Source organism: Streptomyces sp. XD-27, from assembly GCF_030553055.1.
In the GTDB taxonomy this organism is placed as follows: domain Bacteria; phylum Actinomycetota; class Actinomycetes; order Streptomycetales; family Streptomycetaceae; genus Streptomyces.
The window spans coordinates 6,631,144-6,652,774 of sequence record NZ_CP130713.1 but is presented as its reverse complement, the minus strand read 5'-3'; the positions used below and the strand labels follow the sequence as shown (position 1 = coordinate 6,652,774).

General features: G+C 71.5%; 23 protein-coding genes and 1 pseudogene. 9 read left to right on the top strand and 15 right to left on the bottom strand.

Features of this window, described 5'->3' with window-relative positions; translation table 11 throughout:
• Positions 1–66: 66 nt before the first annotated feature.
• From cbiE to Q3Y56_RS29000, 5 genes are all read right to left on the bottom strand, one after another.
• Positions 67–1,314, bottom strand: a complete 1,248-nt coding sequence (gene cbiE, locus Q3Y56_RS29020) for a precorrin-6y C5,15-methyltransferase (decarboxylating) subunit CbiE (protein ID WP_304464747.1) — start codon at positions 1,312–1,314, stop codon at positions 67–69.
• A gap of 87 nt (positions 1,315–1,401) precedes the next feature.
• Positions 1,402–2,040, bottom strand: coding sequence for a GNAT family N-acetyltransferase (locus tag Q3Y56_RS29015; RefSeq protein ID WP_304464746.1), 639 nt, complete (start codon positions 2,038–2,040; stop codon positions 1,402–1,404).
• Between the two features lie 153 nt (positions 2,041–2,193).
• Positions 2,194–3,006 (bottom strand): MetQ/NlpA family ABC transporter substrate-binding protein, encoded by an 813-nt coding sequence (locus Q3Y56_RS29010; protein ID WP_304464745.1) that lies wholly within the window; start codon positions 3,004–3,006, stop codon positions 2,194–2,196.
• A gap of 57 nt (positions 3,007–3,063) precedes the next feature.
• A complete protein-coding gene (locus tag Q3Y56_RS29005) occupies positions 3,064–3,741 on the bottom strand; it encodes a methionine ABC transporter permease (protein WP_304464744.1) in 678 nt (225 codons plus the stop codon).
• Positions 3,738–4,796 carry a methionine ABC transporter ATP-binding protein gene (locus tag Q3Y56_RS29000; RefSeq protein WP_304464743.1) on the bottom strand — a complete coding sequence of 353 codons (1,059 nt, stop codon included), beginning with the start codon at positions 4,794–4,796 and terminating at the stop codon, positions 3,738–3,740. Before Q3Y56_RS29000 ends, Q3Y56_RS29005 begins: the two co-directional genes overlap by 4 nt.
• 381 nt (positions 4,797–5,177) lie before the next feature.
• On the opposite strand from Q3Y56_RS29000, the gene Q3Y56_RS28995 reads away from it, so the two are divergent.
• Together Q3Y56_RS28995 and Q3Y56_RS28990 are read left to right on the top strand one after the other, a co-directional pair.
• Positions 5,178–5,546, top strand: a complete 369-nt coding sequence (locus Q3Y56_RS28995; RefSeq protein ID WP_304464742.1) for a hypothetical protein — start codon at positions 5,178–5,180, stop codon at positions 5,544–5,546.
• A gap of 79 nt (positions 5,547–5,625) precedes the next feature.
• Positions 5,626–6,009 (top strand): hypothetical protein, encoded by a 384-nt coding sequence (locus tag Q3Y56_RS28990; protein ID WP_304465847.1) that lies wholly within the window; start codon positions 5,626–5,628, stop codon positions 6,007–6,009.
• Between the two features lie 30 nt (positions 6,010–6,039).
• Here Q3Y56_RS28990 and Q3Y56_RS28985 read toward each other — a convergent pair whose 3' ends face one another.
• The 3 genes from Q3Y56_RS28985 to Q3Y56_RS28975 form a co-directional block, all read right to left on the bottom strand.
• Positions 6,040–6,543: a GNAT family N-acetyltransferase gene (locus Q3Y56_RS28985; protein WP_304465846.1), complete on the bottom strand. Its 504-nt coding sequence runs from the start codon at positions 6,541–6,543 to the stop codon at positions 6,040–6,042.
• 128 nt (positions 6,544–6,671) lie between these two features.
• The gene (locus Q3Y56_RS28980) at positions 6,672–7,187 is read right to left on the bottom strand and encodes an RNA polymerase sigma factor (protein ID WP_304464741.1); all 516 of its coding nucleotides are present in this window, start codon (positions 7,185–7,187) and stop codon (positions 6,672–6,674) included.
• A gap of 103 nt (positions 7,188–7,290) precedes the next feature.
• Positions 7,291–8,436, bottom strand: a complete 1,146-nt coding sequence (locus Q3Y56_RS28975) for a glycerophosphodiester phosphodiesterase (protein ID WP_304464740.1) — start codon at positions 8,434–8,436, stop codon at positions 7,291–7,293.
• 254 nt (positions 8,437–8,690) lie between these two features.
• Between Q3Y56_RS28975 and Q3Y56_RS28970 the strand changes: the two genes are divergently transcribed.
• Complete coding sequence (locus Q3Y56_RS28970; protein WP_304464739.1) at positions 8,691–9,368, top strand: 1-acyl-sn-glycerol-3-phosphate acyltransferase; 678 nt, start codon at positions 8,691–8,693, stop codon at positions 9,366–9,368.
• 78 nt (positions 9,369–9,446) lie between these two features.
• Here Q3Y56_RS28970 and Q3Y56_RS28965 read toward each other — a convergent pair whose 3' ends face one another.
• The 5 genes from Q3Y56_RS28965 to Q3Y56_RS28945 form a co-directional block, all read right to left on the bottom strand.
• The gene (locus tag Q3Y56_RS28965) at positions 9,447–10,271 is read right to left on the bottom strand and encodes an alpha/beta fold hydrolase (RefSeq protein WP_304464738.1); all 825 of its coding nucleotides are present in this window, start codon (positions 10,269–10,271) and stop codon (positions 9,447–9,449) included.
• Positions 10,272–10,411: 140 nt separating this feature from the next.
• Complete coding sequence (locus Q3Y56_RS28960) at positions 10,412–11,950, bottom strand: MFS transporter (protein WP_304464737.1); 1,539 nt, start codon at positions 11,948–11,950, stop codon at positions 10,412–10,414.
• The gene (locus tag Q3Y56_RS28955; protein WP_304464736.1) at positions 11,947–12,498 is read right to left on the bottom strand and encodes a TetR/AcrR family transcriptional regulator; all 552 of its coding nucleotides are present in this window, start codon (positions 12,496–12,498) and stop codon (positions 11,947–11,949) included. Before Q3Y56_RS28955 ends, Q3Y56_RS28960 begins: the two co-directional genes overlap by 4 nt.
• Before the next feature lie 138 nt (positions 12,499–12,636).
• On the bottom strand, positions 12,637–14,067 hold the full coding sequence (gene argH, locus Q3Y56_RS28950) for an argininosuccinate lyase (protein ID WP_304464735.1): 1,431 nt from the start codon (positions 14,065–14,067) through the stop codon (positions 12,637–12,639).
• Positions 14,068–14,180: 113 nt separating this feature from the next.
• Positions 14,181–15,374, bottom strand: coding sequence for an argininosuccinate synthase (locus Q3Y56_RS28945; RefSeq protein ID WP_304464734.1), 1,194 nt, complete (start codon positions 15,372–15,374; stop codon positions 14,181–14,183).
• A gap of 284 nt (positions 15,375–15,658) precedes the next feature.
• Between Q3Y56_RS28945 and Q3Y56_RS28940 the strand changes: the two genes are divergently transcribed.
• From Q3Y56_RS28940 to Q3Y56_RS28915, 6 genes are all read left to right on the top strand, one after another.
• On the top strand, positions 15,659–15,784 hold the full coding sequence (locus tag Q3Y56_RS28940) for a keywimysin-related RiPP (protein WP_304464733.1): 126 nt from the start codon (positions 15,659–15,661) through the stop codon (positions 15,782–15,784).
• Between the two features lie 414 nt (positions 15,785–16,198).
• On the top strand, positions 16,199–17,194 hold the full coding sequence (locus Q3Y56_RS28935) for an asparagine synthase C-terminal domain-containing protein (RefSeq protein ID WP_304464732.1): 996 nt from the start codon (positions 16,199–16,201) through the stop codon (positions 17,192–17,194).
• Positions 17,164–17,724 carry an asparagine synthase-related protein gene (locus Q3Y56_RS28930; protein WP_304464731.1) on the top strand — a complete coding sequence of 187 codons (561 nt, stop codon included), beginning with the start codon at positions 17,164–17,166 and terminating at the stop codon, positions 17,722–17,724. Before Q3Y56_RS28935 ends, Q3Y56_RS28930 begins: the two co-directional genes overlap by 31 nt.
• Complete coding sequence (locus Q3Y56_RS28925) at positions 17,721–17,978, top strand: lasso peptide biosynthesis PqqD family chaperone (protein ID WP_304464730.1); 258 nt, start codon at positions 17,721–17,723, stop codon at positions 17,976–17,978. Before Q3Y56_RS28930 ends, Q3Y56_RS28925 begins: the two co-directional genes overlap by 4 nt.
• Before the next feature lie 71 nt (positions 17,979–18,049).
• A complete protein-coding gene (locus Q3Y56_RS28920; protein ID WP_304465845.1) occupies positions 18,050–18,421 on the top strand; it encodes a lasso peptide biosynthesis B2 protein in 372 nt (123 codons plus the stop codon).
• 53 nt (positions 18,422–18,474) lie between these two features.
• Complete coding sequence (locus tag Q3Y56_RS28915; RefSeq protein WP_304464729.1) at positions 18,475–20,229, top strand: ABC transporter ATP-binding protein; 1,755 nt, start codon at positions 18,475–18,477, stop codon at positions 20,227–20,229.
• A 48-nt stretch (positions 20,230–20,277) separates the two neighbouring features.
• On the opposite strand, the gene Q3Y56_RS28910 is transcribed toward Q3Y56_RS28915, so the two are convergent.
• Positions 20,278–20,985 carry a hypothetical protein gene (locus Q3Y56_RS28910; RefSeq protein ID WP_304464728.1) on the bottom strand — a complete coding sequence of 236 codons (708 nt, stop codon included), beginning with the start codon at positions 20,983–20,985 and terminating at the stop codon, positions 20,278–20,280.
• A 49-nt stretch (positions 20,986–21,034) separates the two neighbouring features.
• A pseudogene (locus tag Q3Y56_RS28905) lies at positions 21,035–21,624 on the bottom strand (arginine repressor).
• Between the last annotated feature and the right edge of the window lie 7 nt (positions 21,625–21,631).

The following is a 21,631-nucleotide window of genomic DNA, read 5'->3' as shown; positions in this document are numbered from 1 at the left end:
ACGCCGGGCGGTGGTACAGGCGGTACAACGATCTGCCAGCCTACCCCGCGCCCCGCTCAGCGGCGGTCATGGGTGGGGCCGGTGACCGCAGAGCAGAAAGGCGACAGCGCGCTCCCGCTCGGCCCAGACGCGGGTGTCCATCTCGACCGACTGCAGCAGGACGCACTCCACGCCGTAGCCGCTCTCGCCGAGCACGTCGCCGATCGCCTCGGCCTCGTCGCGCGTGGCGGCGTGGGCGACGATCCGCTCCGGGCGGCGGGCGGCGCACGCGGCAACGACGGCCGCCCCACCGCCGCCGACCCGGACCACGTCCGGCTCCGGCAGGTCTTCCAGCACCTGCGGGGCGACGCCCTGGACGACCTGGAGCTGCACCCCGAAGCGGCGGGCCAGGGCGGTGATGCGCGCGCAGGACTCGGCGTCGCGGTCCACGGCGATGACGGCCGCGCCGAAGCCCGCCGTCTCGACGGCGGCCGCGCCGCTGCCCGCGCCGATGTCCCACACCAGGTCGCCCACGCGCGGCCCGAGGCGGGCCAGTTGGGCGGCGCGCAGCTGCGGGGACTCGTGCTCGGCCGGCACCGTGGCGTACGCGGAGGCGGGCAGCGCCCAGCCCCGGACACCCGCGGGGTAGTCCGGTTCGCGCCCCGCGATCCAGCCGCCCTGGGTCTCGGGCCGGAGCTGGCCCCTGACCTGCGGCGGCGCGGGGCGGGTGGCGGAGCCGCCGATGACGATGACCACGTTCGGGTCGCGCCAGCCGTGGTCGGCGACCTTGTCGGAGGTGAGAACGGTCACCTGCTCGCGCTGGGTGCCCAGCGCCTCGCAGATGACGAAGGTCCGGTGGACGCCCTGGAGCAGCAGCGCGAGTTCGGCGGGCCCCGCGCCGGGCGAGGTGAGCACGGCGACCTTGGTGTGGGCGCGGCAGACGTTGACCGCGCGCCGCAGGTCGCGGCTGTGGGCCACGACGACCTGGGCGTCGTCCCAGGGCATGCCCGCGCGGGCGAAGGCGGCGGCCACGGAGGAGACGGCGGGCACGACCTCGACCTCCAGGCCGTGCTCGGGGGCCCGCAGGGTCCGTACGACGCCGAAGAAGCCGGGGTCGCCGTCGGCGAGGACGACGGCGGAGCCGCGGTGCTGGGCGATCCGGCGGGCGGCGAGGTCGACGCTGCCGAGCCTGATCAGTTCCGCTCCGGGCGGTACGTCGGGCAGGGCCAGGTGGTGTGCGGCGCCGGCCACGAGGGTGGCGGCGGCGACGGCGGAGCGAGCCGCGTCGGTCAGCGGGGAACCGTCCCAACCGATCACCGTGACGCGGTCGGCCATCGTCGTGAGTCTCCCGGTCGTTCTCGCAGGTGGGTGGCGGCGTGGTTGAGCGTACCCCGGCCGATAGGGGCCGAAGGACCGGGTATGTCAGCTCCAGTCGGCGAACGTGGCGTAGCCGGCTCCGCTGAGGGGCTCCCCCGCGCCGCCTTCGAGGTCCTCGGGGAGCAGGCTCCAGACGATGAGGTCGGTGCGGATGTCGGTCCAGCCGCCGTCCTCCGTCTGGGTACGGGCTATCCAGGCGTTGCGCAGGACGCCCTCGCTGACGCAGCCGACCTTCTGGGCGACCTGCTGGGACGCGGTGTTGTCGGCGGCCGTCCGCAGCTCCAGGCGCTCGAACTTCTGGTCGCGGAAGAGCCAGCCGGCGACGGCCAGGACGGACTCGGAGGCGTAGCCCTCGCCGCGCGCCCACGGGGCGGTGACGTAGGCGATCTCGCTGGAGAGGCAGCGCCAGTCGGTGTTCGTCAGATGGGCGATGCCCACCAGTCGCTGGGTGAGGAACTCGGTGACGGCGAAGGCGATGCCGCGGCCGGAGAGCCGTTCGGCGGGGGCGGTGCGGGTCACCCACTCGCGGGCGTCGGCGGCGGTGTACGGGTGCGGGACGGAGGTCCAGGCGGTGACCAGCTCGTCGTTCATCATGTCCGTCAGTTCGGGGACGTCCGACGCGTCGAACGGGCGCAGCACCAGCCGGTCCGTGTTGATGGAGATATCCGGGAAGGTGGATGTCATGTGTCGCTCCGTTACACCAGGGCCAGGGCCATCGGGAGAGCCCAGCATGCAGCATCGGCCCCTGACGTGCAGCACGGATTGCGGCGGCCGAGGGCTCCGGTCCGGCCGGGCGGGACGGACGGGAGCCCTCGGTGGTACGGGTCAGCCGCCGGATCAGAAGGAGGCGATGACGGAGCCGTCGTACTTGTCCTTGATGAACTTCTTCACCTCGGGAGAGGTGAGCAGCTTGGCCAGCGTCTTGACGTCCTTGTCGTTCTCGTGGCCCTTCTTCACGGCCAGGAGGTTGCTGTTCGGGTTGTCCTTGGCGGACTCCAGCACCAGGGCGTCCTTCGCGGGCTTGTAGCCCGCCTCGATGGCGTAGTTGCCGTTGATCACGGCCGCGTCGACGTCGTCCAGGGAGCGCGGCAGCTGGGCGGGGTCCAGCTCCTTGAACTCCAGGCCCTTGGGGTTCTTCTCGATGTCCTTGGGGGTGGCCTCGGTGCCCGCGTCGCTCTTGAGGGTGATGATGCCGTGCGTCTCGAGCAGCTTGAGCGCACGCGATTCGTTCACGGCCTCGTTGGAGACGGCGACGGTCGCGCCCTGCTTCAGGTCGTCCAACGACTTGAGCGAGCGGGAGTACAGCCCGAGGGGCTCCAGGTGGACGGAGACCACGGACACGATGTCGGTGTGGTTCTTCTTGTTGAAGTTGTCGAGGTAGGGCTGGGTCTGGAAGTAGTTGGCGTCGACCGAGCCGTCCTGCGTCGCCGTGTTCGGCGTGATGTAGTCGGTGAACTCCTTGACCTCGAGGTCGAGGCCGGCGTCCTTGGCGAGGTTGTCCTTGACGAAGGTGAGGATCTCCGCGTGCGGGACCGGGCTCGCGGCGACGACGAACGCGTCGTCGTTCTTGTCTCCTCCGCAGGCGGTGAGCCCGAGGCTGAGGGCTCCGGCGGCGAGGACAGCAGTGGTGATCTTGATGGAATTACGCACGAAAAGTGCCTTTCTCTCTTACTGAGGGGGTGCGGCGGGAGTCCGCCGCGTGCGGGGTCAGGAGCCGGTGGAGGCGCGACCCCGGTGGGACAGCAGCCGTGCGGCAAGGTCGCCCGCGAGCTGGATGAGGGAGATGACGACGGCGAGGATGGCCACGATGACCCACATCAGGTCCGACTCGAAGCGCTGGTAGCCGTAGCGGACGGCGAGGTCGCCGAGGCCGCCCGCGCCGACCGTGCCCGCCATGGCCGAGTAGCCGATGAGCGAGACGACGGTGGTGGTGGCGCCGGCGATCAGCGAGGGCAGCGCCTCGGGGAGCAGGACCTTGCGTACGACGGTGAAGGTGCTGCCGCCCATCGCCTGGACGGCCTCGACGAGCCCGTGGTCCACCTCGCGTACGGAGGTCTCCACCAGCCGCGCGAAGAACGGGATGGCGCCGATGGCCAGCGGGACGATCGCGGCGTCCTGGCCGATCGTGGTGCCGACCACCCATCGGGTGAAGGACATCAGGGCGACCATCAGAATGATGAACGGCATCGAGCGCGCGATGTTCACCACCTGGCCGAGGACTTTGTTCACCAGGGCGTTCTGCAGCAGGCCGCCACGGTCCGTCAGGACCAGCAGGACACCGAGCGGCAGGCCGCCGAGGATGGCGATCAGCGCCGACCAGCCGACCATGTAGAGGGTCTCGTCGGACGCCTGCTCCAGCAGGGGCTGCATCTCCGACCAGGTCACTTGGCACCTTCCTTCAGCAGCGCGGGCGCGGCCGGGGCCTCGGCGGCGGCCGCCGCGTCGACCACGTCCACCTGCAGGCCCTGCTCGCGCAGGTATCCGATCGGGACGACGTTCTCCTCGAAGCGGCCGGGCAGTTCGATCCGCATCCGGCCGACCTGGCGGCCCGCGACGGTGTCCATGGCGGCGCCGAGGATGGAGACGTCGACGTTGTACGTACGGGCCAGTTCGGAGATGACCGGCCGGGTCGCGGCCTCGCCCTGGAAGGTGACGTCCACGACCGTGCGGCCCGGGGCCGATGCCTCCCCGCCGACCGGGAACAGCGCGTGCGCCAGCTCCGAGCCGGGGGTGGCCAGCAGTTCGGCGACGGTGCCCGATTCCACGATCCGTCCGCCGCGCATCAGCGCGGCCGAGTCGCAGATCGTCTTGACCACGTCCATCTCGTGCGTGATGAGCAGCACGGTGAGCCCGAGCTGCTGGTTGAGGTCGCGCAGCAGCTGGAGGATGGAGCGGGTGGTGTCGGGGTCGAGGGCGCTGGTCGCCTCGTCGGACAGGAGCACCTTCGGGTCGCCGGCCAGGGCGCGGGCGATGCCCACGCGCTGCTTCTGCCCGCCGGACAGCTGGGCGGGGTACGCCTTCGCCTTGTCGGCGAGGCCGACGAGGTCCAGCAGCTCCAGGGCCTTGCGGGTGCGCTCCTTGCCGGAGACGCCCAGGATCTCCAGCGGCAGTTCGATGTTGTCCTGCACCGTCCGCGAGGAGAGCAGGTTGAAGTGCTGGAAGACCATGCCGATGCGGGTGCGCGCCCGGCGCAGCGCCTTGCCCGCGCGCGGGCCGCGGCCGGCCAGTTCGGTGAGGTCCTGGCCCGCCACGGTGACCGTGCCGGAGCTGGGCCGCTCCAGGAGGTTCACGCAGCGGATGAGGGTGGACTTGCCGGCGCCGCTCTGGCCGACGACGCCGTACACCTCTCCTTCGCGGACGTGCAGGTCGACACCGTCGAGGGCGGTGACCTCGCGGCCTCGTGAGCGGTAGACCTTTGTCAGGCCCGTAGTGGTGATCACAGGGATTCCGTCACTGTCGAGTGCGCGGCGGTGGTGCCGCCGGGCACGGGGCATTCATTGCGGAACGCGGCATGAGGAGGACCCGGCGGGCGCGTGGGCGCGGCTGCGGGTTCCGGTGACGCGGGGCGCGGCTATCTCGCTTCGGGGCGCGAGGTGCAGGCAGGGGCCCTCAGCAGTCACACATTCGACACATACAACGAGCACCGGGCGCTTCCATCGCCTCGGTCGCACAGGTGCGGTTGCTCGTCGCGGTCATGCGGATCAGTAAAGCAGACGGACTGATGAACGACTCAACTAAGTCCATATAGCGGACACCTCTGATCAGTCTTCGGACACGGGGTCGGGCGCAACGCGGGGATTCGCGCCGATTAGAGTCGTCCCATGCTTGACCCTCTGACGGTCGCGATCGGTGTGACCGCCCTCGCCCTGGCCGCCTGGTGCGGGTTCGCCGCCTACCGCGACCAGCCCACCAAGGACTGGCACTTCATCGGCATGGCCGTGGTCTCCGTGCTCGGGCTCGTCCAGCTGGTGATCGGGGTCGTCCAGCTGGCGCGCGGCGAGAAGCCCGACCAGGGCACGGCGATCTTCCTGGCGTATCTGATCGGCTCGGCCCTCGCGGTGCCGATCGGCGGGTTCATGTCGCTGGCGGAGCGGACCCGCTGGGGCTCGGCGACGGTGGCCGCCGGCGCGGTGGTCATGGCCGTCCTCGAAGTCCGGCTGTTCGACATCTGGGGAGGCACCGGTGCCTGAGTCCGCTTCCGAGCAGTCCGCGCCCTCGTCCTCGCGGTCCGCGTCGTCCCGGCCGTCCGCGTCCGCGGCGGGCGCGGGCCTGGGCCAGGGGCCGGGCCGGCTGCTGGTGATGCTGTACGGGGTGTTCACCGTCGCGGCGGCGTCCCGCTCGATCTACCAGCTGATCGCCCAGTACGAGGAGGCCCCGCTGGCGTACGTGCTGTCGGCGGTCTCCGCCGCGGTGTACGCCTTCATCACCCTCTCGCTCGTACGCGGCGGCGAGGGCGCCCGCAAGGCGGCGCTGGTCTGCTGCGCCGCCGAGCTGCTGGGGGTGCTGACCGTGGGCACCTGGACGCTGGCGGCGCCGTCCGCCTTCCCCGACGAGACGGTGTGGTCGGACTACGGCATGGGATATCTGTTCATCCCGATCTTCCTGCCGGTCACCGGCCTGGTCTGGCTGCGAAAGGCCCGCCGGGAAGCGTAGTCCCGGCGGGCCTCGCGGAGCTTGGGGAGATCAGGCGCTGGTGGCGAACGCCGACGCCGTGACCGCCTTCTCCAGCAGCACCAGGCTCAGGCGGCGGTTGACCTCCTCCGTTCCGACCTGGGCGTAGCCGCATCGGCGGTACAGACGCAGGTTGCCCTCGCTGCGGTGCCCGGTGAACAGCCGGTACCGCTTGGCCGCCCCCTCTTCGGCGAGCCGCTCCTCGATCGCCGCCAGCAGCCGGCCGCCGAGGCCGTGCCGCTGCATCCGGGGGTGGACGATCAGCTTGGCGATGGCGGCGGTGCCGTCCTCGTCGACGACACCGCGGACCGAGCCGACGACCTCCGCGCCGAGCCGGGCGACGAGCACGCAGCCCTCGCCCAGTTCGGCACGGAGGTCGTCGAGGGACTGGGTCAGCGGCTCGATGGAGTAGTCGTTGTAGAGCTCCGCTTCCCGCTGGTAGCACAGGTACTGGAGTTTGAGGATCTGCTCGGCGTCGTGCCCGGTCGCCGCAGAGATGGTCACGCTCATGCCCATGGTGCGCATGCCTCCCCATGTCCGAAGTCACCCGGCCGCGACGAGGGTGAGGGTAGGCGACCGGGGTGTGTGGCCTGGTGGAGCCGCCGTGGGTGCACGCCGTCTCCGAGTGGCGGGCCGATTGTCACTCACGCTCTTCCCCGTAGGTCAGGAGCCGCAACCTCCGCCGTGAGCATTCTGCGCAGGCAACCCAGACATCGGGAACGAACCGGCCCCAGGCTGCCCTGTGAGATTCCCAACTCGCCCGCGATCTCCCGGTACGTCGGATCGGATCGGGACAGCAGCGCGCCCAGCACCCGAGGGCAGCGGCCGGGCAGCCGGCGCACCGCCTCGCGGAGCGCGCGCCCGGTCTCGGCGGCCAGCACCCGGCCCTCGGCGCAGGATTCGGGGCCGCCGGACGGCCCGCCGCCGACAGGGTCATAGGGCACCTCCCGGTGGGCGCGGTGGCGGGCGCCGCGCGCCTCCTCCCGTACCGCGGTCCGCAGCCAGGCGGCGGGGTGCGGCGGCGGGCCCGCGGCGCGGGTGAGCTCCAGCAGCCGCAGCCACACGCCCTGCTCCAGGTCGGCGGGGTCGATGCCGGCGCCGTGCGCCTCGGCCGCGGCCTCGGCGGCGAGCAGCGGACTCAGTTCCTCCACAAGGTCCATGCCGGGCGGGACGTGGCCGCGTCGGCGCATGGTTGCCGACGCGGCCACAGCTCACCCGACCGGGGGATGTCGGCGCCGCCGGGTGGACGGCCCCGACGCGGCGTCAGGACCGCCGGAACGCCTGCCGCGCCAGCAGTGCCGTGTCCGGGTTGTCGGAGAAGATGCCGTCGATGCCGGTGGCGAAGTACGCCTTCACGGCGCCGAGGGCATTGCCGTACGCGGCGGGGTCGTCGCCGACCCGGAAGTCCAGCGGCAGGAAGCTGTTCTCGTTGCGCATCGTGTACGGGTGGACGAGCAGCCCCGCGGCGTGCGCGTCGCGGACGAGGGTGGTGGGCTCGCCGAGCTTGCCCTTGTCGTCCTGCGCGATGACCTGCGGCAGCCAGGGGCCGATGCCCTGGGCGAAGCCGGCGATCCACTTGAGGCCCTCGGGCTTGAGCAGGTCGGCCGTGGTGCGCGGGTCACCGGACTCCACAAAGTCCCAGGGCTTGACGGTCGGCTCGTCGAGCAGCACGACCTTCGGGCACCGCAGGCCCAGCTTGCCGAGCCGCTGGATACTGCTGGGCTCGAAGGACTGCAGGAAGGTCGGGGAACCCGCCGTGTCCCGGCCGTACCGGCGCAGCAGCTTGGCCAGCCGCTCCTCCAGGCCCAGGCCCAGCTTGCGGAAGTAGGTGGGGTGCTTGGTCTCGACGTACAGCCATATCCGGCGCCCACGGGCGCGGCCCTCGCGTTCGGCCCACTTGAGGACCTCTTCGAACGTGGGCACCTGCCACACGCCGTCGTAGAGGGTGTTGCGCTGGCGGACGTCGGGGATGCGCTCCTTGGCGCGCAGCGTCTTGAGCTCGGCGAGCGTGAAGTCCTCGGTGAACCAGCCGGTGTGCGCCTGCCCGTCGACCGTCTTGGTGGTCTTGCGGCCGGCGAACTCCGGGCGGTCGGCGACATCGGTGGTGGCGGTGATGTCGTTCTCGTGCCGGCAGACCAGGTGCCCGTCCTTGGTGGGGACCAGGTCCTGCTCGATGACGTCCGCGCCCAGGTCGAGGGCGAGCTGGTAGGAACCGAGGGTGTGCTCGGGCCGATAGCCGCAGGCGCCGCGGTGCCCGACGACGGTGGGCACCGGCAGCTCCTTGTACGAGGCCGGGCCGCCGTTCCCGCCGGCCGCGGCGGTGCCCGCCGCGCCCAGCACCATCGCTCCCGTACCGAGGGCCGTGGCCCCCAGGAGGGCGCGCCGCCCCAGCTGCTGCTCCTGCTCCATGAACACTCCTTGTCGTGCTGTCCGGCACCTGCCAAAAGACCTGGTGATCGTAGGCGCGATCGGCTTGCCGGCGCGAGGCGGCGGGCCAAACGCGCGGAAAACCTCAGTCAACAGTGCGTATCGGCTGTGTGAACCCGGTGTGCGAACGGGTGTGACCCGCGAGTATCGTCCTCAGCTGCGCAAGGTGCGGTGGACGGCTGCGCCGGATGGCCGTACGCCGCAGCGCCGACCGACCACCACCACCGGAGGACCCGTTGTCCCGCATCTTCCTCAAGGCGACGCTCGGAATGCTGTTGCGCGTACTGTTCCGCCCGCGCGTCGAGGGGGCGGAGCACATCCCCGGCAGCGGTCCGGTGATCGTCGCCGGGAACCACGTCACGTTCATCGACTCGATGTTCCTGACGCTGGTGGTGAAGCGGCCGGTGTTCTTCATCGGCAAGGACGAGTACGTCAAGGGCAAGGGCCTCAAGGGCCGACTGATGGCCTGGTTCTTCACTGCCGCCGGCATGATCCCGGTGGACCGGGACGGCGGCCACGGCGGCGTCGCGGCGCTGATGACCGGCCGCCGGGTGCTGGAGGAGGGTCATGCCTTCGGGATCTACCCGGAGGGCACCCGCTCCCCCGACGGCCGGCTGTACCGGGGCCGCACCGGGATCGCCCGGCTGGCACTGATGACCGGTGCGCCGGTGGTGCCGTTCGCGATGATCGGCACCGACCGGGTGCAGCCCGACGGCAAGGGCATGCCGCGCATCGCGCCGGTGACGGTCCGCTTCGGCGCGCCGCTGGACTTCTCGCGGTACGAGGGCATGGACCGCGACCGCTATGTGCTGCGGGCGGTCACCGACGAGGTGATGACCGACGTGATGCGGCTCTCGGGCCAGGAGTACGTGGACATCTACGCCACCAAGGCCAGGGCGCAGAAGGCCGCCTGACGCCCGCCGGCTGACCGACCCCAAGGGTCTTCGGAGGTTCGCTCCGAAGACCCTTGGGCGTTTCAGCGGCCGGCGGCTTCAGAGGCTGAGGCAGTGGGGCTGGAAGTCGGGGTCGGCCGGGCCCTGGCGGCCCAGGGCGTTCAGCACCCACTGGGCGACGACCGGGTCCTTGGGGGACTGGTCGTGCATGAAGGGGTCGAGCGGGCAGCGGTCCTGGAGCTTGACGTTGGTGACGCGCTCGGCCGGACCGCTGAGGTAGGCGCTGGTGTACGGGATCACCACCTCGTCGTAGCGCGTGGTGATGACGGTGTAGTCGGGGCCCGGCGGCGTCTCGCTGCCGGAGTTGAGCCGTCGCAGCAGGTCGGAGTCGGGGCGCTGGTCCAGGCATGCCGGGCAGAACGTCCAGCCGGCCGCCAGGGCGAGCGGGTTGGCCGTGCCATGGTTGGACGGCACGATGCCCACGAGGTCGTCGACCTTGTCGGCCCCGCCCAGGAACTTCACGTAGTAGCGCGGCATCATGCCGCCCTGGCTGTGTCCGACGATGTCGACCTTGCTCGCGCCGGTCGCGGAGCGCACGGCGGCGACGAAGTCGCGCAGTTCGGCCGCGGAGTCGGCGATCGGGGCGGTGCCCAACGTGCCGTAGTTGAAGGCGAAGACGCAGTAGCCGGCTCTGTTGAGCTTGGGCGAGAGCGTGAGCCAGTTCTCCCACATGTGCTTGAGCGTGCCGTTGACCAGCACGACCGGTTCCGGGTGGGCGGAATCGGGCTTGCAGGCCCAGTTGTTGGCTCCGGGCGGCGGAAGGTCCGCTCCCGAGGCGGCTGCCGGGGCGGCTAACCCGGTCAGCGACAGTGCGGCCACCGCGGCGGTGGCGAACAGCGAACGGACAATCGCGCGAAGGCGCATGAAACCCCTCCATCATCGGGACATGCCGATCGCCGGTCGACAATGTCGACCGGCGATCAGCTATTTCACTAGCGCGTTAACTGCCCGTCAATGAGTACTGCGTCACTACCGCACCGTTACCGAAGGTTACTGTCGCGGGGTCACTCCTCGTGCGCGCTGTCCGCCAACCTCTGCCCGCGCAGCAGGAACCAGGCCGCCACCGCCGCCACCAGGAGCACGGACGCGCCCACCACGGCCGCGCTCCGCAGCCCCTCGACGAACGCCTCGCGGGCCGAGTCCAGCAGGTCCGCGGCGACGGGGGCGGGCAGCCCGGCCGACGACTCCACGGCACCGCCGAGGGAGTCGTGCGCGTCGCCGGTCACGCCCGCCGCGCCGGCGGGGACGGTGAAGTCGCGGTAGACCCCGGTGACGATGGAGCCGAGCACGGCGATGCCGAGCGCCGCGCCCAGTTCGTACGCGGTCTCCGACACCGCGGAGGCGGCACCGGCCTGCTCCTTGGGCACACTGGAGAGGATGACGTCCGCGGTGACGGTGAAGGAGAAGCCCGCGCCGACGCCGACGACCAGCAGGACCGAACCGAGCACCGGATAGCCGGTGCCGGTCTCCAGCCAGGCCAGCGCGGCGAGGGCGAGGCCGACCGCCGCCAGTCCGCCGGCGACCACGGCCCGCACCGAGAACCGGCGGGCCGCCGTCCCCGCCACCAGCCCGGCCGTCACCGCTCCGATGGCGGCGGGCAGTTCGGCGAGCCCCGCCTCCAGTGGCTCGCGGCCCTGCACCAGTTGCAGGAACTGGGAGAGGAAGAAGATCAGGCCGGAGAGCCCGAGGATCGTGAGCAGGTCCGCCAGGATCGCCCCGGAGAAGCCGCGGTGCCGGAACAGCCGCATGTCCAGCAGCGGTACGGGGAGGGTGAGCTGCCGCCGTACGAACCACAGCAGGGCGCCCGCGCCGACCGCACCCGCCGCCGCGACGTCCCAGCGCATCCCGTAGGCCGCCGCCTCCTTCACGCCGTAGACCACGGCGACCACGCCGACCAGGGACAGCGCCACACTGAGCAGGTCCCAGGGGCCGGGCGCGGGGTCGCGCGACTCGGGCAGCAGCCGGACGCCGACGAGGACGAGGACCGCCATCACCGGCAGGTTGATGAGGAACACCGACCCCCACCAGAAGTGCTCCAGCAGGAACCCGCCGACGACCGGGCCGACCGCGGCACCGGCCGAGGCGGTCGCGCCCCAGATGCCGACGGCGAGGCTGCGCTCCCGCGGGTCGTGGAAGAGGTTGCGGATCAGGGCGAGGGTGGCGGGCATGAGCGTCGCACCGGCCACGCCCAGCAGGGCCCGGGCGGCGATCATCATCTCGGGGCTGTCGGCGTAGGCGTTGAGCACGGAGACGGCACCGAACGCGACCGAGCCCCAGAGCAGCAGCTTCTTGCGGCCGACGCGGTCGCCGAGGCTGCCCATGGAGACCAGCAGTCCGGCGATGACGAAGGAGTAGACGTCGCCTATCCACAGCAGCTGGGTGCTGGAGGGGCGCAGATCCTCGCTCAGGTACGGGGTGGCCAGGCCCAGCACGGTCGCGTCCACGGCGACCAGCAGGACGGCGAGCACCAGGACGGCGAGGGCGAGCCACCGTCCGGGCCGCAGCTGGGGGGCGGCTTCCCGTTCGGTCAGCTTGGCGCTCATCGCCCGGCACTCCTCCGCGCTCCGCCGAGCAGCAGCTCGGCGATCATGTAGTCCATGTCCTTGGTGGCGAGCCGTCCGTCGTGGACCGCCCAGGCGGCCGCCGCGATCAGCCCGTACAACGCCTCGGTCAGCCAGGCCGGGGTCAGGTCGATGCGCAGCACGCCCTCCTCCTGACCGCGCCGGAAGAGGGCGCCCACGCGCGCGTCCAGCCGGGCCCAGCCCGCGTTGATCTCCTCGCCCTCGAAGAGCTGGTTCTCGGTGTAGAGGAAGGCGAGGAACCCGGAGACCGGGCGCGCGGCCGCGACCAGTCGGCGCAACGCGTCGACAGCGTCGCCCTCCTCCAGTCGGGCAGCGTCCAGCGCCCCTTCGAACTGCTCGATGCCCAGCTCCTCCAGGGCGCGGATCAGCGCGTCGCGGCCGGCGAAGTGCCGGTGGAGGGTGGCGCGGCTGATGCCGGCGGCTCTGGCGATCTCGTCCATGGACGCGGTCGATTTACGGGTGAGCAGCGCGGCGGCTTCCCGGAGCACGTGGGCACGATCAACAGACATGAGACAAACATAACCCGGATGAGACATCAATGTCTCATCCGGGAGGGTGGAGACGCGAAGCCAGCCCGGCGCCGCTGGAGCGGCACCGGGCTGGCTTCTTCGTGGTGAGGCCGGTCAGGCGGGCCCCCTCCGCCCTGGTCAGCGCTTGGCGTCCGCCCACTGCCGCTGCACGACCAGGTCCGTCTTGACCTCCGCGAGCTGGACGGCGACCGCGGACGGCGCGGTGCCGCCGCGCCCGCTGCGGGCGGCCAGCGCGCCGGGCACGTTCAGGACCGTACGGACCTCGGGGGTCAGGTGCGGGGAGATCTTCGCGAACTGCTCGTCCGTCAGCTGGTCGAGCTCGATCCCGTGCGCCTCGCACTCCTTGACGCACTCCCCCGCCACCTCGTGGGCGACCCGGAACGGCACGCCCTGCTTGACCAGCCACTCGGCGATGTCGGTGGCCAGCGAGAAGCCCGCCGGGGCCAGCTCCTCCATCCGGTCGCGGTTGACGGTCAGCGTCGCCATCATGCCGGTGAACGCCGGGAGCAGCACCTCCAGTTGGTCGCAGGAGTCGAAGACCGGCTCCTTGTCCTCCTGGAGGTCCCGGTTGTACGCCAGCGGCAGCGCCTTGAGCGTCGCCAGGAGGCCGGTGAGGTTGCCGATGAGGCGGCCGGACTTGCCGCGTGCGAGTTCGGCGATGTCGGGGTTCTTCTTCTGCGGCATGATCGAGGAGCCGGTGGAGAAGGCGTCGTGGAGCGTCACGAAGGAGAACTCCTTCGTGTTCCAGATGATGACCTCCTCCGCGATCCGGGAGAGGTCGACGCCGATCATCGCCGTGACGAAGGCGAACTCGGCGACGAAGTCCCGGGAGGCCGTGCCGTCGATGGAGTTCGCCGACGAACCGTGCTCGAAGCCGAGGTCACGGGCGACCGCCTCCGGGTCCAGGCCCAGCGAGGAACCGGCCAGGGCCCCCGAACCGTACGGCGAGACGGCGGTGCGGGCGTCCCACTGCCGCAGCCGCTCCGCGTTCCGCGACAGGGCCTGGACGTGGGCCAGGACATGGTGCGCGAAGAGAACCGGCTGGGCGTGCTGGAGATGCGTACGGCCCGGCATGGCGACGTCCGGGTGGGCCTCGGCCAGGCCGACCAGCGCCTCCTGCAGATCCGTGAGCAGCGCGCCGATGATCCGCGCGTGATCCCGCAGGTACATCCGGAAGAGCGTCGCCACCTGGTCGTTGCGGGAGCGGCCGGCGCGCAGCTTGCCGCCCAGGTCGGGACCGAGCCGCTCCAGCAGGCCGCGCTCCAGCGCGGTGTGCACGTCCTCGTCGGCGATGGTGCCCACGAAGGCGCCGGAGGCCACATCGGCTTCGAGGGCGTCGAGCCCGGCGAGCATGCGGTCCAGTTCGTCGGCGGTGAGCAGCCCCGCGGTGTGCAGCACGCGGGCGTGCGCGCGGGACCCGGCGATGTCGTACGGCGCCAGGCGCCAGTCGAAGTGGACGGAGGCCGACAGCTTGGCCAGGGCCTCGGCGGGGCCGTCGGCGAAGCGGCCGCCCCAGAGCCGGACGTCCTTGTTCTCGTTGCTGCTCACGTTCGGGTGCTCCTGGAGTGGGTGCGGATTCGTCGCCGGGTGCGGGCCGGTGGCCGCCGCGCTTGCCTACCCCGCGCCATCGCGCGGGGTAGGCAAGCGCGGCGCGGTAACCGTCAGGCCAGGTCGCGCTTGGCCGCGATCTTCGATGACATGCCGAAGATCTCGATGAAGCCCTTCGACAGCGACTGGTCGAACGTGTCGCCGGTGTCGTACGTGGCGAGGTTGAAGTCGTACAGCGAGGCGTCGGACTTCCGGCCGGTGACGACGGCGCGGCCGCCGTGCAGCGTCATCCGGATGTCGCCGGTGACGTGCTGGTTGGCCTCGTTGATGAAGCCGTCCAGGGCCCGCTTGAGCGGGGAGAACCACAGGCCGTCGTAGACCAGCTCGCCCCAGCGCTGCTCGACCTGCCGCTTGTAACGGGCCAGCTCACGCTCGACCGTGACGCTCTCCAGCTCCTGGTGGGCGGTGATCAGCGCGATGGCGCCGGGGGCCTCGTAGACCTCGCGGGACTTGATGCCGACCAGCCGGTCCTCGACCATGTCGATCCGGCCGATGCCCTGGGCGCCCGCCCGCTCGTTCAGCTGCTGGATGGCCTGGAGCACGGTGACGGGCTTGCCGTCGATGGCCACCGGCACGCCCTCGCGGAAGGAGATCACGACCTCGTCGGGCTCACGCGCGACCGCCGGGTTCGAGGTGTACTCGTAGATGTCCTCGATCGGCGCGTTCCAAATGTCCTCCAGGAAGCCGGTCTCCACGGCCCGCCCGAAGACGTTCTGGTCGATCGAGTACGGGGACTTCTTGGTGGTCGCGATCGGCAGGTTCTTCGCCTCGCAGAAGGCGATGGCCTTGTCCCGCGTCATCGCATAGTCACGGACCGGGGCGATGCACTTCAGGTCGGGGGCGAGGGAGGAGATCCCGGCCTCGAACCGGACCTGGTCGTTGCCCTTGCCGGTGCAGCCGTGCGCGACGGTGGAGGCACCGTGCTTCTTGGCGGCGGCGACGAGGTGCTTGACGATCGTCGGCCGGGACAGCGCCGACACCAGCGGGTAACGGTCCATGTACAGCGCATTGGCCTTGATCGCCGGGAGGCAGTACTCGTCGGCGAACTCGTCCTTGGCGTCCGCGACCTCGGCCTCGACGGCACCGCAGGCGAGCGCGCGCTTACGGATGACGCCCAGGTCCTCGCCGCCCTGGCCGACGTCCACGGCGACGGCGATGACCTCGGCGCCAGTCTCCTCGGCGATCCAGCCGATGGCGACAGAGGTGTCCAGTCCGCCCGAGTAGGCGAGTACGACGCGCTCGGTCACGGGATTCTCCTTACGATCCATACGCTGATGGGTATAAGTATGCACTCCGCCGTATGTTTCGTCAACACACCCCCCGCTGCGTCTGCCGGGCCCGCCACCCCACTGCCGCCGCGCGGGTCCCGGCAACTCGCCTGTACGGCGTACGGCACACACGCGGGTCTATCCTGGGTATATGCCAACGAACCACCGAAACACGGACGAGTGTTGGTAGTTGAGCAATTCAATACCGTCCCGGTTCGGGGTCGTGGGCACGCGCGACCCGCACGGACGGAGGTGGAAACCGTATGCGCGCATATGAGCGTCCCACGCTGACCGCGGTCGGCACCTTCACCAAGGCGACCGGGCTGTTCCTGTTCAAGCGGCGTGGCCCCAAGGACTTCTTGGGGCGCAACCACGCGCTGTTCACCTGAGCGGTCGGCGGAGTGACCGTAACCAATCCGGATAAGACCTGGTGGTAGGCGTGTAATCGCCTGCCACCGGGCTGGAAGGGGCGGTTTGCAGTGGTGCGACCGACCGGCCTCGCCGCACTTCCCTCGTGGTTCGTGGCTCTTCCGGATCATTCCGCGGCAGGCCCTGTCGAAGGCGCTCTGCGCGGTTGCGCCGACCAGAGAATCCGACATCCCTCCGGCCGCCCGTGGCTGGTGGGACGTTGGCGTCCAGGCACCGTGACCGTCGGGACCTGCGGGAACAACGCGCTCGCGGTCATCGGGCAACACGTCGTGACCACTCGCGAACTCACCGAAGCCGCTGCCCGGTTGCATCATGTCACTGACGTCGACCACATATCGGCGACATTGGCCGGGAGTTCCCATGTCGTCGCGTCCGTGGCGGGAAAGGTTCGCATTCAGGGCACGGTCACCGGAATCCGACGGGTGTTCGCGGCGGAATTCGGGCCCGTCACCGTCGCCGCGGACCGGGCCGACACTTTGGCTTTCCTGCTCGACGCGCCGCTGGATGAAGGCCGTCTGGCGCTGCATCTGCTGGACCCGCCCGCGCTGCCGCCGCTGACCGACGTCCCCCTGTGGCGTGGGGTGCGCGGGCTGCCGACGGACAGCTGTCTGGTCCTCGACGATGACGGGCAGTCACACCACACCAGGTGGTGGACACCGCCGGAGGCGCGGTGGTCCCTCGCCGAAGGCGCCGCCGCGCTACGGGAGGCGCTGGCAGCAGCGGTGGCCGCCCGGGTCGAGGGGCACGAGCTCGTCAGCAGCGATCTGAGCGGCCTGGATTCGACGTCGGTGTGCTGCCTGGCCGTCCGGTCGGGCGCGCGGGTCGTCGCGTATACGGCGGCGAGCCCGGACCCGCTGGAAGATGACGTGACCTGGGCGCGGCGCACCGCGGGCGCGCTGCCCGCCCTGGAGCACCACGTCATTCCGGTGGCGGAGCTACCGCTCGTCTACCACGGCCTGCTGGACCTCAACGAGCCCATGGACGAACCCTGCCGTGCAGCCGCGGACCACGCGCGGTGGTTCACCATCGCGCACCGAGCCCTCGCCCGCGGTTCGCGGCTGCACCTGACCGGCTTCTGCGGCGACGAGTTGCTGAGCGGCCTGCCCTTCCACCTGCGGGCGTTGCTGGTCCGGCACCCGGTGGTCGCTACGCGGCGGCTGCGCGGCATCGCCGCCGCGTACCGCTGGCCGCTGGGGCTGATGCTGCGGCAGCTGTGGGACAACCGGGGCTACAGTGCCTGGTTGCTCGGAGTCTCGGAGCGGCTGACCGGCCCCCGCCGCCCCGGGACACTCCGCCGCTCGGTTGGGGGCCACCGCCGCTGCTGCCGCCGTGGGCGACCGTGGACACCGCCACCGCCGTACGGGAGCTGATCCGCGCCGAGGCGCCGTCGGCCGAGCCACTGGCCGGGCGCCGAGACCACCACGGCAATCTGCTGGGCGTACTGGACGCGGCCCGTCCGCTCCGCGAGGTGGCCTGGCTCGCGGACCGGGCGGGGCTCACCCTTGCCGCCCCCTACAGCGATGACCGGGTGCTCGAGGCGTCCCTGTCCGTACGGCCGGAGGAGAAGTACACCCCCTGGCAGTACAAACCGCTGCTCGTGGAGGCGATGCGCGGCGTCGTCCCGGCCGACGCCCTGACCCGGCAGTCCAAGGCGGGGGGCATCTCCGACCTGGACGTCGCCCTGCGCGAGAACCAGGCGGAACTCCTACGGCTGTGGGAGGACTCGCTGCTCGCGAGAATGGGCTTGATCGACGCCGCCCGGCTTCGTGAGCTGTGCCGCAATCCGATGCGCGCCGGTCCCCACGACCTGCACGGTGCGCTCTACCAGACGGTCGCCTGCGAGGTGTGGCTCCGCACGCTGCGGCGTACGACCGTCCCGAGCACGGGAGCGAGGCCATGACGCTCAGGCTGCGCGACGGCGTGTCCCGCGCCGACACCGACGAGGGGATCGCACTGCTCGACGAGGACACCGGCCAGTACTGGAACCTGAACCCCACCGGGGCCCAGGCGCTGCGCACGCTCCTGGCCGGAGGCACCCCCGAGCAGGCGGCCCGGGAGCTGACCGAGGCATACGACGTGGACGCCGAGACCGCCCGCGTGGACGTGACGGAGCTGGTTGCGACGCTGCGGTCGGCGGGGCTGCTGGAGCCCTGACGTCCACCCGGCAGGTCGGAGAGGAGAGTCCGGTGAGCCACGTGATCTCCTACAACCCGCGCTCGGTGCCGATGCCGCGCCGGATGCTCACCCACCTGGCCGTCGGCTGCGCCCGGGTGCTCGCCCGCCGGCCGCCCCGCCGGATCCGCGCGGTGCTCGCCCGGGTGAGCCGCGATGCCCGGCCGGCCAGCTACGCGGAGGCCAAGGCGGCGCGGGACGCCGTCACCGCGGTCAGCCTCGCCTGCACCGGTCCCGAGGGCTGCCTGCCCAGGTCCCTGGCGACCGCCTTGCTCTGCCGGGTGCACGGCCAGTGGCCGACCTGGTGCGTGGGGGTCCGGCGGATACCCCCGTTCGGCGCGCACGCCTGGGTGGAGGCGGAGGGCCTGGTGGTCGGCGAGGACCACCCGCCCGACTACTTCCGGACCTTCTTCACCGTCCCATGAGCCGCCGCCCCGATCGCGAGTCCGCGGCCACGGGTCCCGCGCCCCGGAATCCCGTGCCCGCCGTACCGGCGTCGGCGCCGCGCCAGGTGCTGCGCGTCCTGCGCGGGCACTGGCGCTGGATCTCGGGCGCGGTGGCCCTGACGCTGGTCGGCTCGGCGCTCGGCCTGGCCCAGCCCCTGGTGGTCAAGAACGTGATCGAGGCGGCCGGCTCCGACCGCGGTCTCGGCGGCTACATCGGCGTGCTGATCGCCCTCTTCGTCGCCCAGGCGGCGGTCCAGGCAGTCGCCCGGTACGTGCTCGCGCGAACCGGCGAAGGAGTCGTCCTGGGCATCCGGCTGGGGCTCATCGACCATCTGCTGCGGCTGCCGATGAGAACCTACGACCGGCACCGGATCGGCGACCTGATCTCGCGCACCAGCGCGGACAGCACGGCGCTGCGCCTGCTCATCGCCGAGGGGTTCACCGACGCGGTGAGCGGCACCATCGGGCTCATCGGCGTCGTCGCCCTGATGGTCTGGCTCGACTGGGTCCTGTTCCTCATCGTGCTGGCCCTGATCATCGTGGGCGCGCTGACCATCAGCTCGGTGCTGAAGGCGATCGGACGGGCCTCGCTCCGCGCCCAGCAGGGCATCGGCGCGATGACCGCGGAGTTGGAGCGGGCGCTGGGCGCCATTCGCACCGTACGGGCCAGCCGCGCCGAGCGGCGGGAGGCCGAGCGCATCGCGGCGCACGCGAGGTCGGCGTACGTGGCGAGCGTCCGCATGGGGAAGCTGGACGCCACGGTGGCGCCGGCGCTCGAGCTCACCCTCCACGGCTCCTTCCTGGTCGTCCTGCTGGTGGGCGGGGTGCGCGTGGCGGGAGGCAGCGGCTCGATCGCCGATCTGGCGGCGTTCCTGCTGTACATGCTGTATCTGATCGCCCCGCTCGGCGCCGTCTTCCAGGCGGTCAGCACCATGGTGCAGGGCACGGGTGCGCTCCGCCGCATCACCGAGGTCCTCGATCTGCCGCGTGAGCCGGAGGCCCCGCCCGCCAGGCGTCCGGAGGCGCCGGAGCGGCGGCGGGACACGCCGGTGCTGGAGTTCCGGGATGTCTGGTTCGCGTACGACCCGCTTCGGCCGGTGCTGCGCGGGGTCTCCTTCCGGGTGCCGCCGAAGGGGCATGTCGCGCTGGTCGGCAGCTCGGGGGTCGGCAAGTCGACCGTCTTCGCGCTCGCCGAGCGGTTCTACGACCCGGACCGCGGCCAGGTGCTGTTCGAGGGCCGCGACCTGCGGCAGCTCGGGCATGCCGAGCACCGGGCGCGGATCGGCCTGGTCGAGCAGCACGCCCCGGTGCTGTACGGCACGCTGCGGGAGAACCTGCTGTACGCCGCCCCGGACGCGGGCGCGGACGAGCTGGACCGGGTGATCGAGCTGGCCCATCTGGCCGAACTGGTCTCCCGGCTGCCGCGCGGGCTGGACACGGACGCCGGTGAGCACGGGATGGCGCTGTCCGGCGGGGAGCGCCAGCGGATCGCCATCGCCCGGTCGCTCCTGACCCGGCCCAGCCTGCTGCTGCTCGACGAGCCGACGGCCCATCTGGACGCGGTGAACGAAGCGGCGCTGCGCCGCTCCATCCGGCGCATCTCGGCGGAGTGCGCGCTGCTGGTGATCGCGCACCGGTTCTCGACCATCCAGGGCGCGGACCTGATCGTCGTCCTCGACGGCGGCGAGGTGGTCGCCACCGGCAGCCATCGCGAGCTGTTGGACGCCAGTGAGCACTACCGCCTGCTGTCGCGCGCCCAGCACGACGGGCACGCGTTCCCCGCGTAGGTCCGTGAGGAGGCCTCCGGAAGGTCCCGGGTGAGATTCCGGGCCCGGCTAGGGGCGGGTGCCCTCCCAGGCGCGGCGCAGTGCGTCGATCTCCTCGGGGCTGGACTCCCGGGCGATGTACGGGATCTCCAGCAGGTGCCGGACCTGGTCCTCCCCTATGTGCTGCCGCACCACGTCCGGGTCCTTGAGCACCTGCCCGTACAGCTTGGCGCCGTCCATGCAGAAGACGTCGACGAGGGTGAGCCGGCCGTCGAGCGCGCGGCGGACGTTGCCCGCGTTGAGGTCGATCCCGTACCACCACGGTGTCGCGGTCCGGAACTGCTCGTCGACCCCCCGCGCCGCGTGCCGTACGGCCTCGAACTCCGGATCCTCGTCGGGGCCGTCGGCGTGCCAGCGGTCGGCCGCTCGAGTGGCGAGCTCCGCGGGCGCGGGCGCCAGGAACTCCATCACGGTGAGGGTGCCGCCGCCATCGAGCGCGGCAGCGAGCTCGACCCGTGGCAGATAGCGGTTGTCCGGGCACCGGCGGCACAGCTCCAGGAACGCCGCGTACGCGGGGTCGAAGGGGCAGACCCGCGCGGCGAACAGGCCGGAGGGCGAGCGCAGCGCGACCGCCCAGTCGCCGAGCCCGCAGGGGGTCCATCCCGACTGGACCAGTTCGGCCAGCGCCTCGCGGTGCGTGCGGTCCTGCCAGCTCCGGCTCGTGACGGCAGCGAGGTCGGGAGGGGTGGCGGCGTCGCCATCGGTGTGGATCAGCACCTGGGCAGCCTAGGACGAGAGCGATCAGCGCCGGTACCGAATTTCCGCGCTAGCGGGCCTTCTGAGCCAGGCCCAGCAGATGGTCCGCGAGCGCCTGCCCCCGGCCGGGTCCCGGCTGATGAGCAGCAGGGTGTCGTCGCCCGCGATGGTGCCCAGGATGTCGTGCAGCTCGGCCTGGTCGATGGCGGAGGCCAGGAACTGGGCGGCGCCCGGCGGGGTCCGCAGCACGACCAGGTTGGCCGAGGCCTCGGCGGAGATGAGGAGCTCGCCGGAGAGGCGGCGCATGCGCTCCTCCTTGGCGGACTCCCCCAGGGGCGCCTGGGGGGTACGGAATCCGCCTTCGCTCGGCACCGCGTAGATCAGTTCTCCGCCGGTGTTGCGGATCTTCACGGCGCCGAGCTCGTCGAGGTCCCGGGAGAGGGTCGCCTGGGTGACGGAGAGTCCGTCGTCGGCGAGCAGCTTCGCGAGCTGGCTCTGGGAGCGCACCGGTTGCCGGTTCAGGATGTCCACGATCCGGCGGTGGCGGGCGGTGCGGGTCTGCGGCACGGCTTGGCCGGCGGCCTGTGCGGCGGCTTGTGCCGCCGCGTTGGCGTCCCGTGCGTCGCCGTCCCGTAGCTCGTTCTGCTGCGCCTCGGTCATGTTCTCG

Bases quoted from the DNA above. Each gene is read 5' to 3' on its own strand.
- Q3Y56_RS28975 (WP_304464740.1), bottom strand. From the start codon at position 8,436: ATGGAGCAGGAGCAGCAGCTGGGGCGGCGCGCCCTCCTGGGGGCCACG.
- Q3Y56_RS28965 (WP_304464738.1), bottom strand. From the start codon at position 10,271: ATGCGCCTTCGCGCGATTGTCCGTTCGCTGTTCGCCACCGCCGCGGTG.
- cbiE (WP_304464747.1), bottom strand. From the start codon at position 1,314: ATGGCCGACCGCGTCACGGTGATCGGTTGGGACGGTTCCCCGCTGACC.
- Q3Y56_RS28940 (WP_304464733.1), top strand. From the start codon at position 15,659: ATGCGCGCATATGAGCGTCCCACGCTGACCGCGGTCGGCACCTTCACC.
- Q3Y56_RS28995 (WP_304464742.1), top strand. From the start codon at position 5,178: ATGCTTGACCCTCTGACGGTCGCGATCGGTGTGACCGCCCTCGCCCTG.
- Q3Y56_RS28920 (WP_304465845.1), top strand. From the start codon at position 18,050: ATGCCGCGCCGGATGCTCACCCACCTGGCCGTCGGCTGCGCCCGGGTG.
- Q3Y56_RS28925 (WP_304464730.1), top strand. From the start codon at position 17,721: ATGACGCTCAGGCTGCGCGACGGCGTGTCCCGCGCCGACACCGACGAG.
- Q3Y56_RS28980 (WP_304464741.1), bottom strand. From the start codon at position 7,187: ATGGACCTTGTGGAGGAACTGAGTCCGCTGCTCGCCGCCGAGGCCGCG.
- Q3Y56_RS28955 (WP_304464736.1), bottom strand. From the start codon at position 12,498: ATGTCTGTTGATCGTGCCCACGTGCTCCGGGAAGCCGCCGCGCTGCTC.
- Q3Y56_RS28960 (WP_304464737.1), bottom strand. From the start codon at position 11,950: ATGAGCGCCAAGCTGACCGAACGGGAAGCCGCCCCCCAGCTGCGGCCC.
- Q3Y56_RS29015 (WP_304464746.1), bottom strand. From the start codon at position 2,040: ATGACATCCACCTTCCCGGATATCTCCATCAACACGGACCGGCTGGTG.
- Q3Y56_RS28985 (WP_304465846.1), bottom strand. From the start codon at position 6,543: ATGGGCATGAGCGTGACCATCTCTGCGGCGACCGGGCACGACGCCGAG.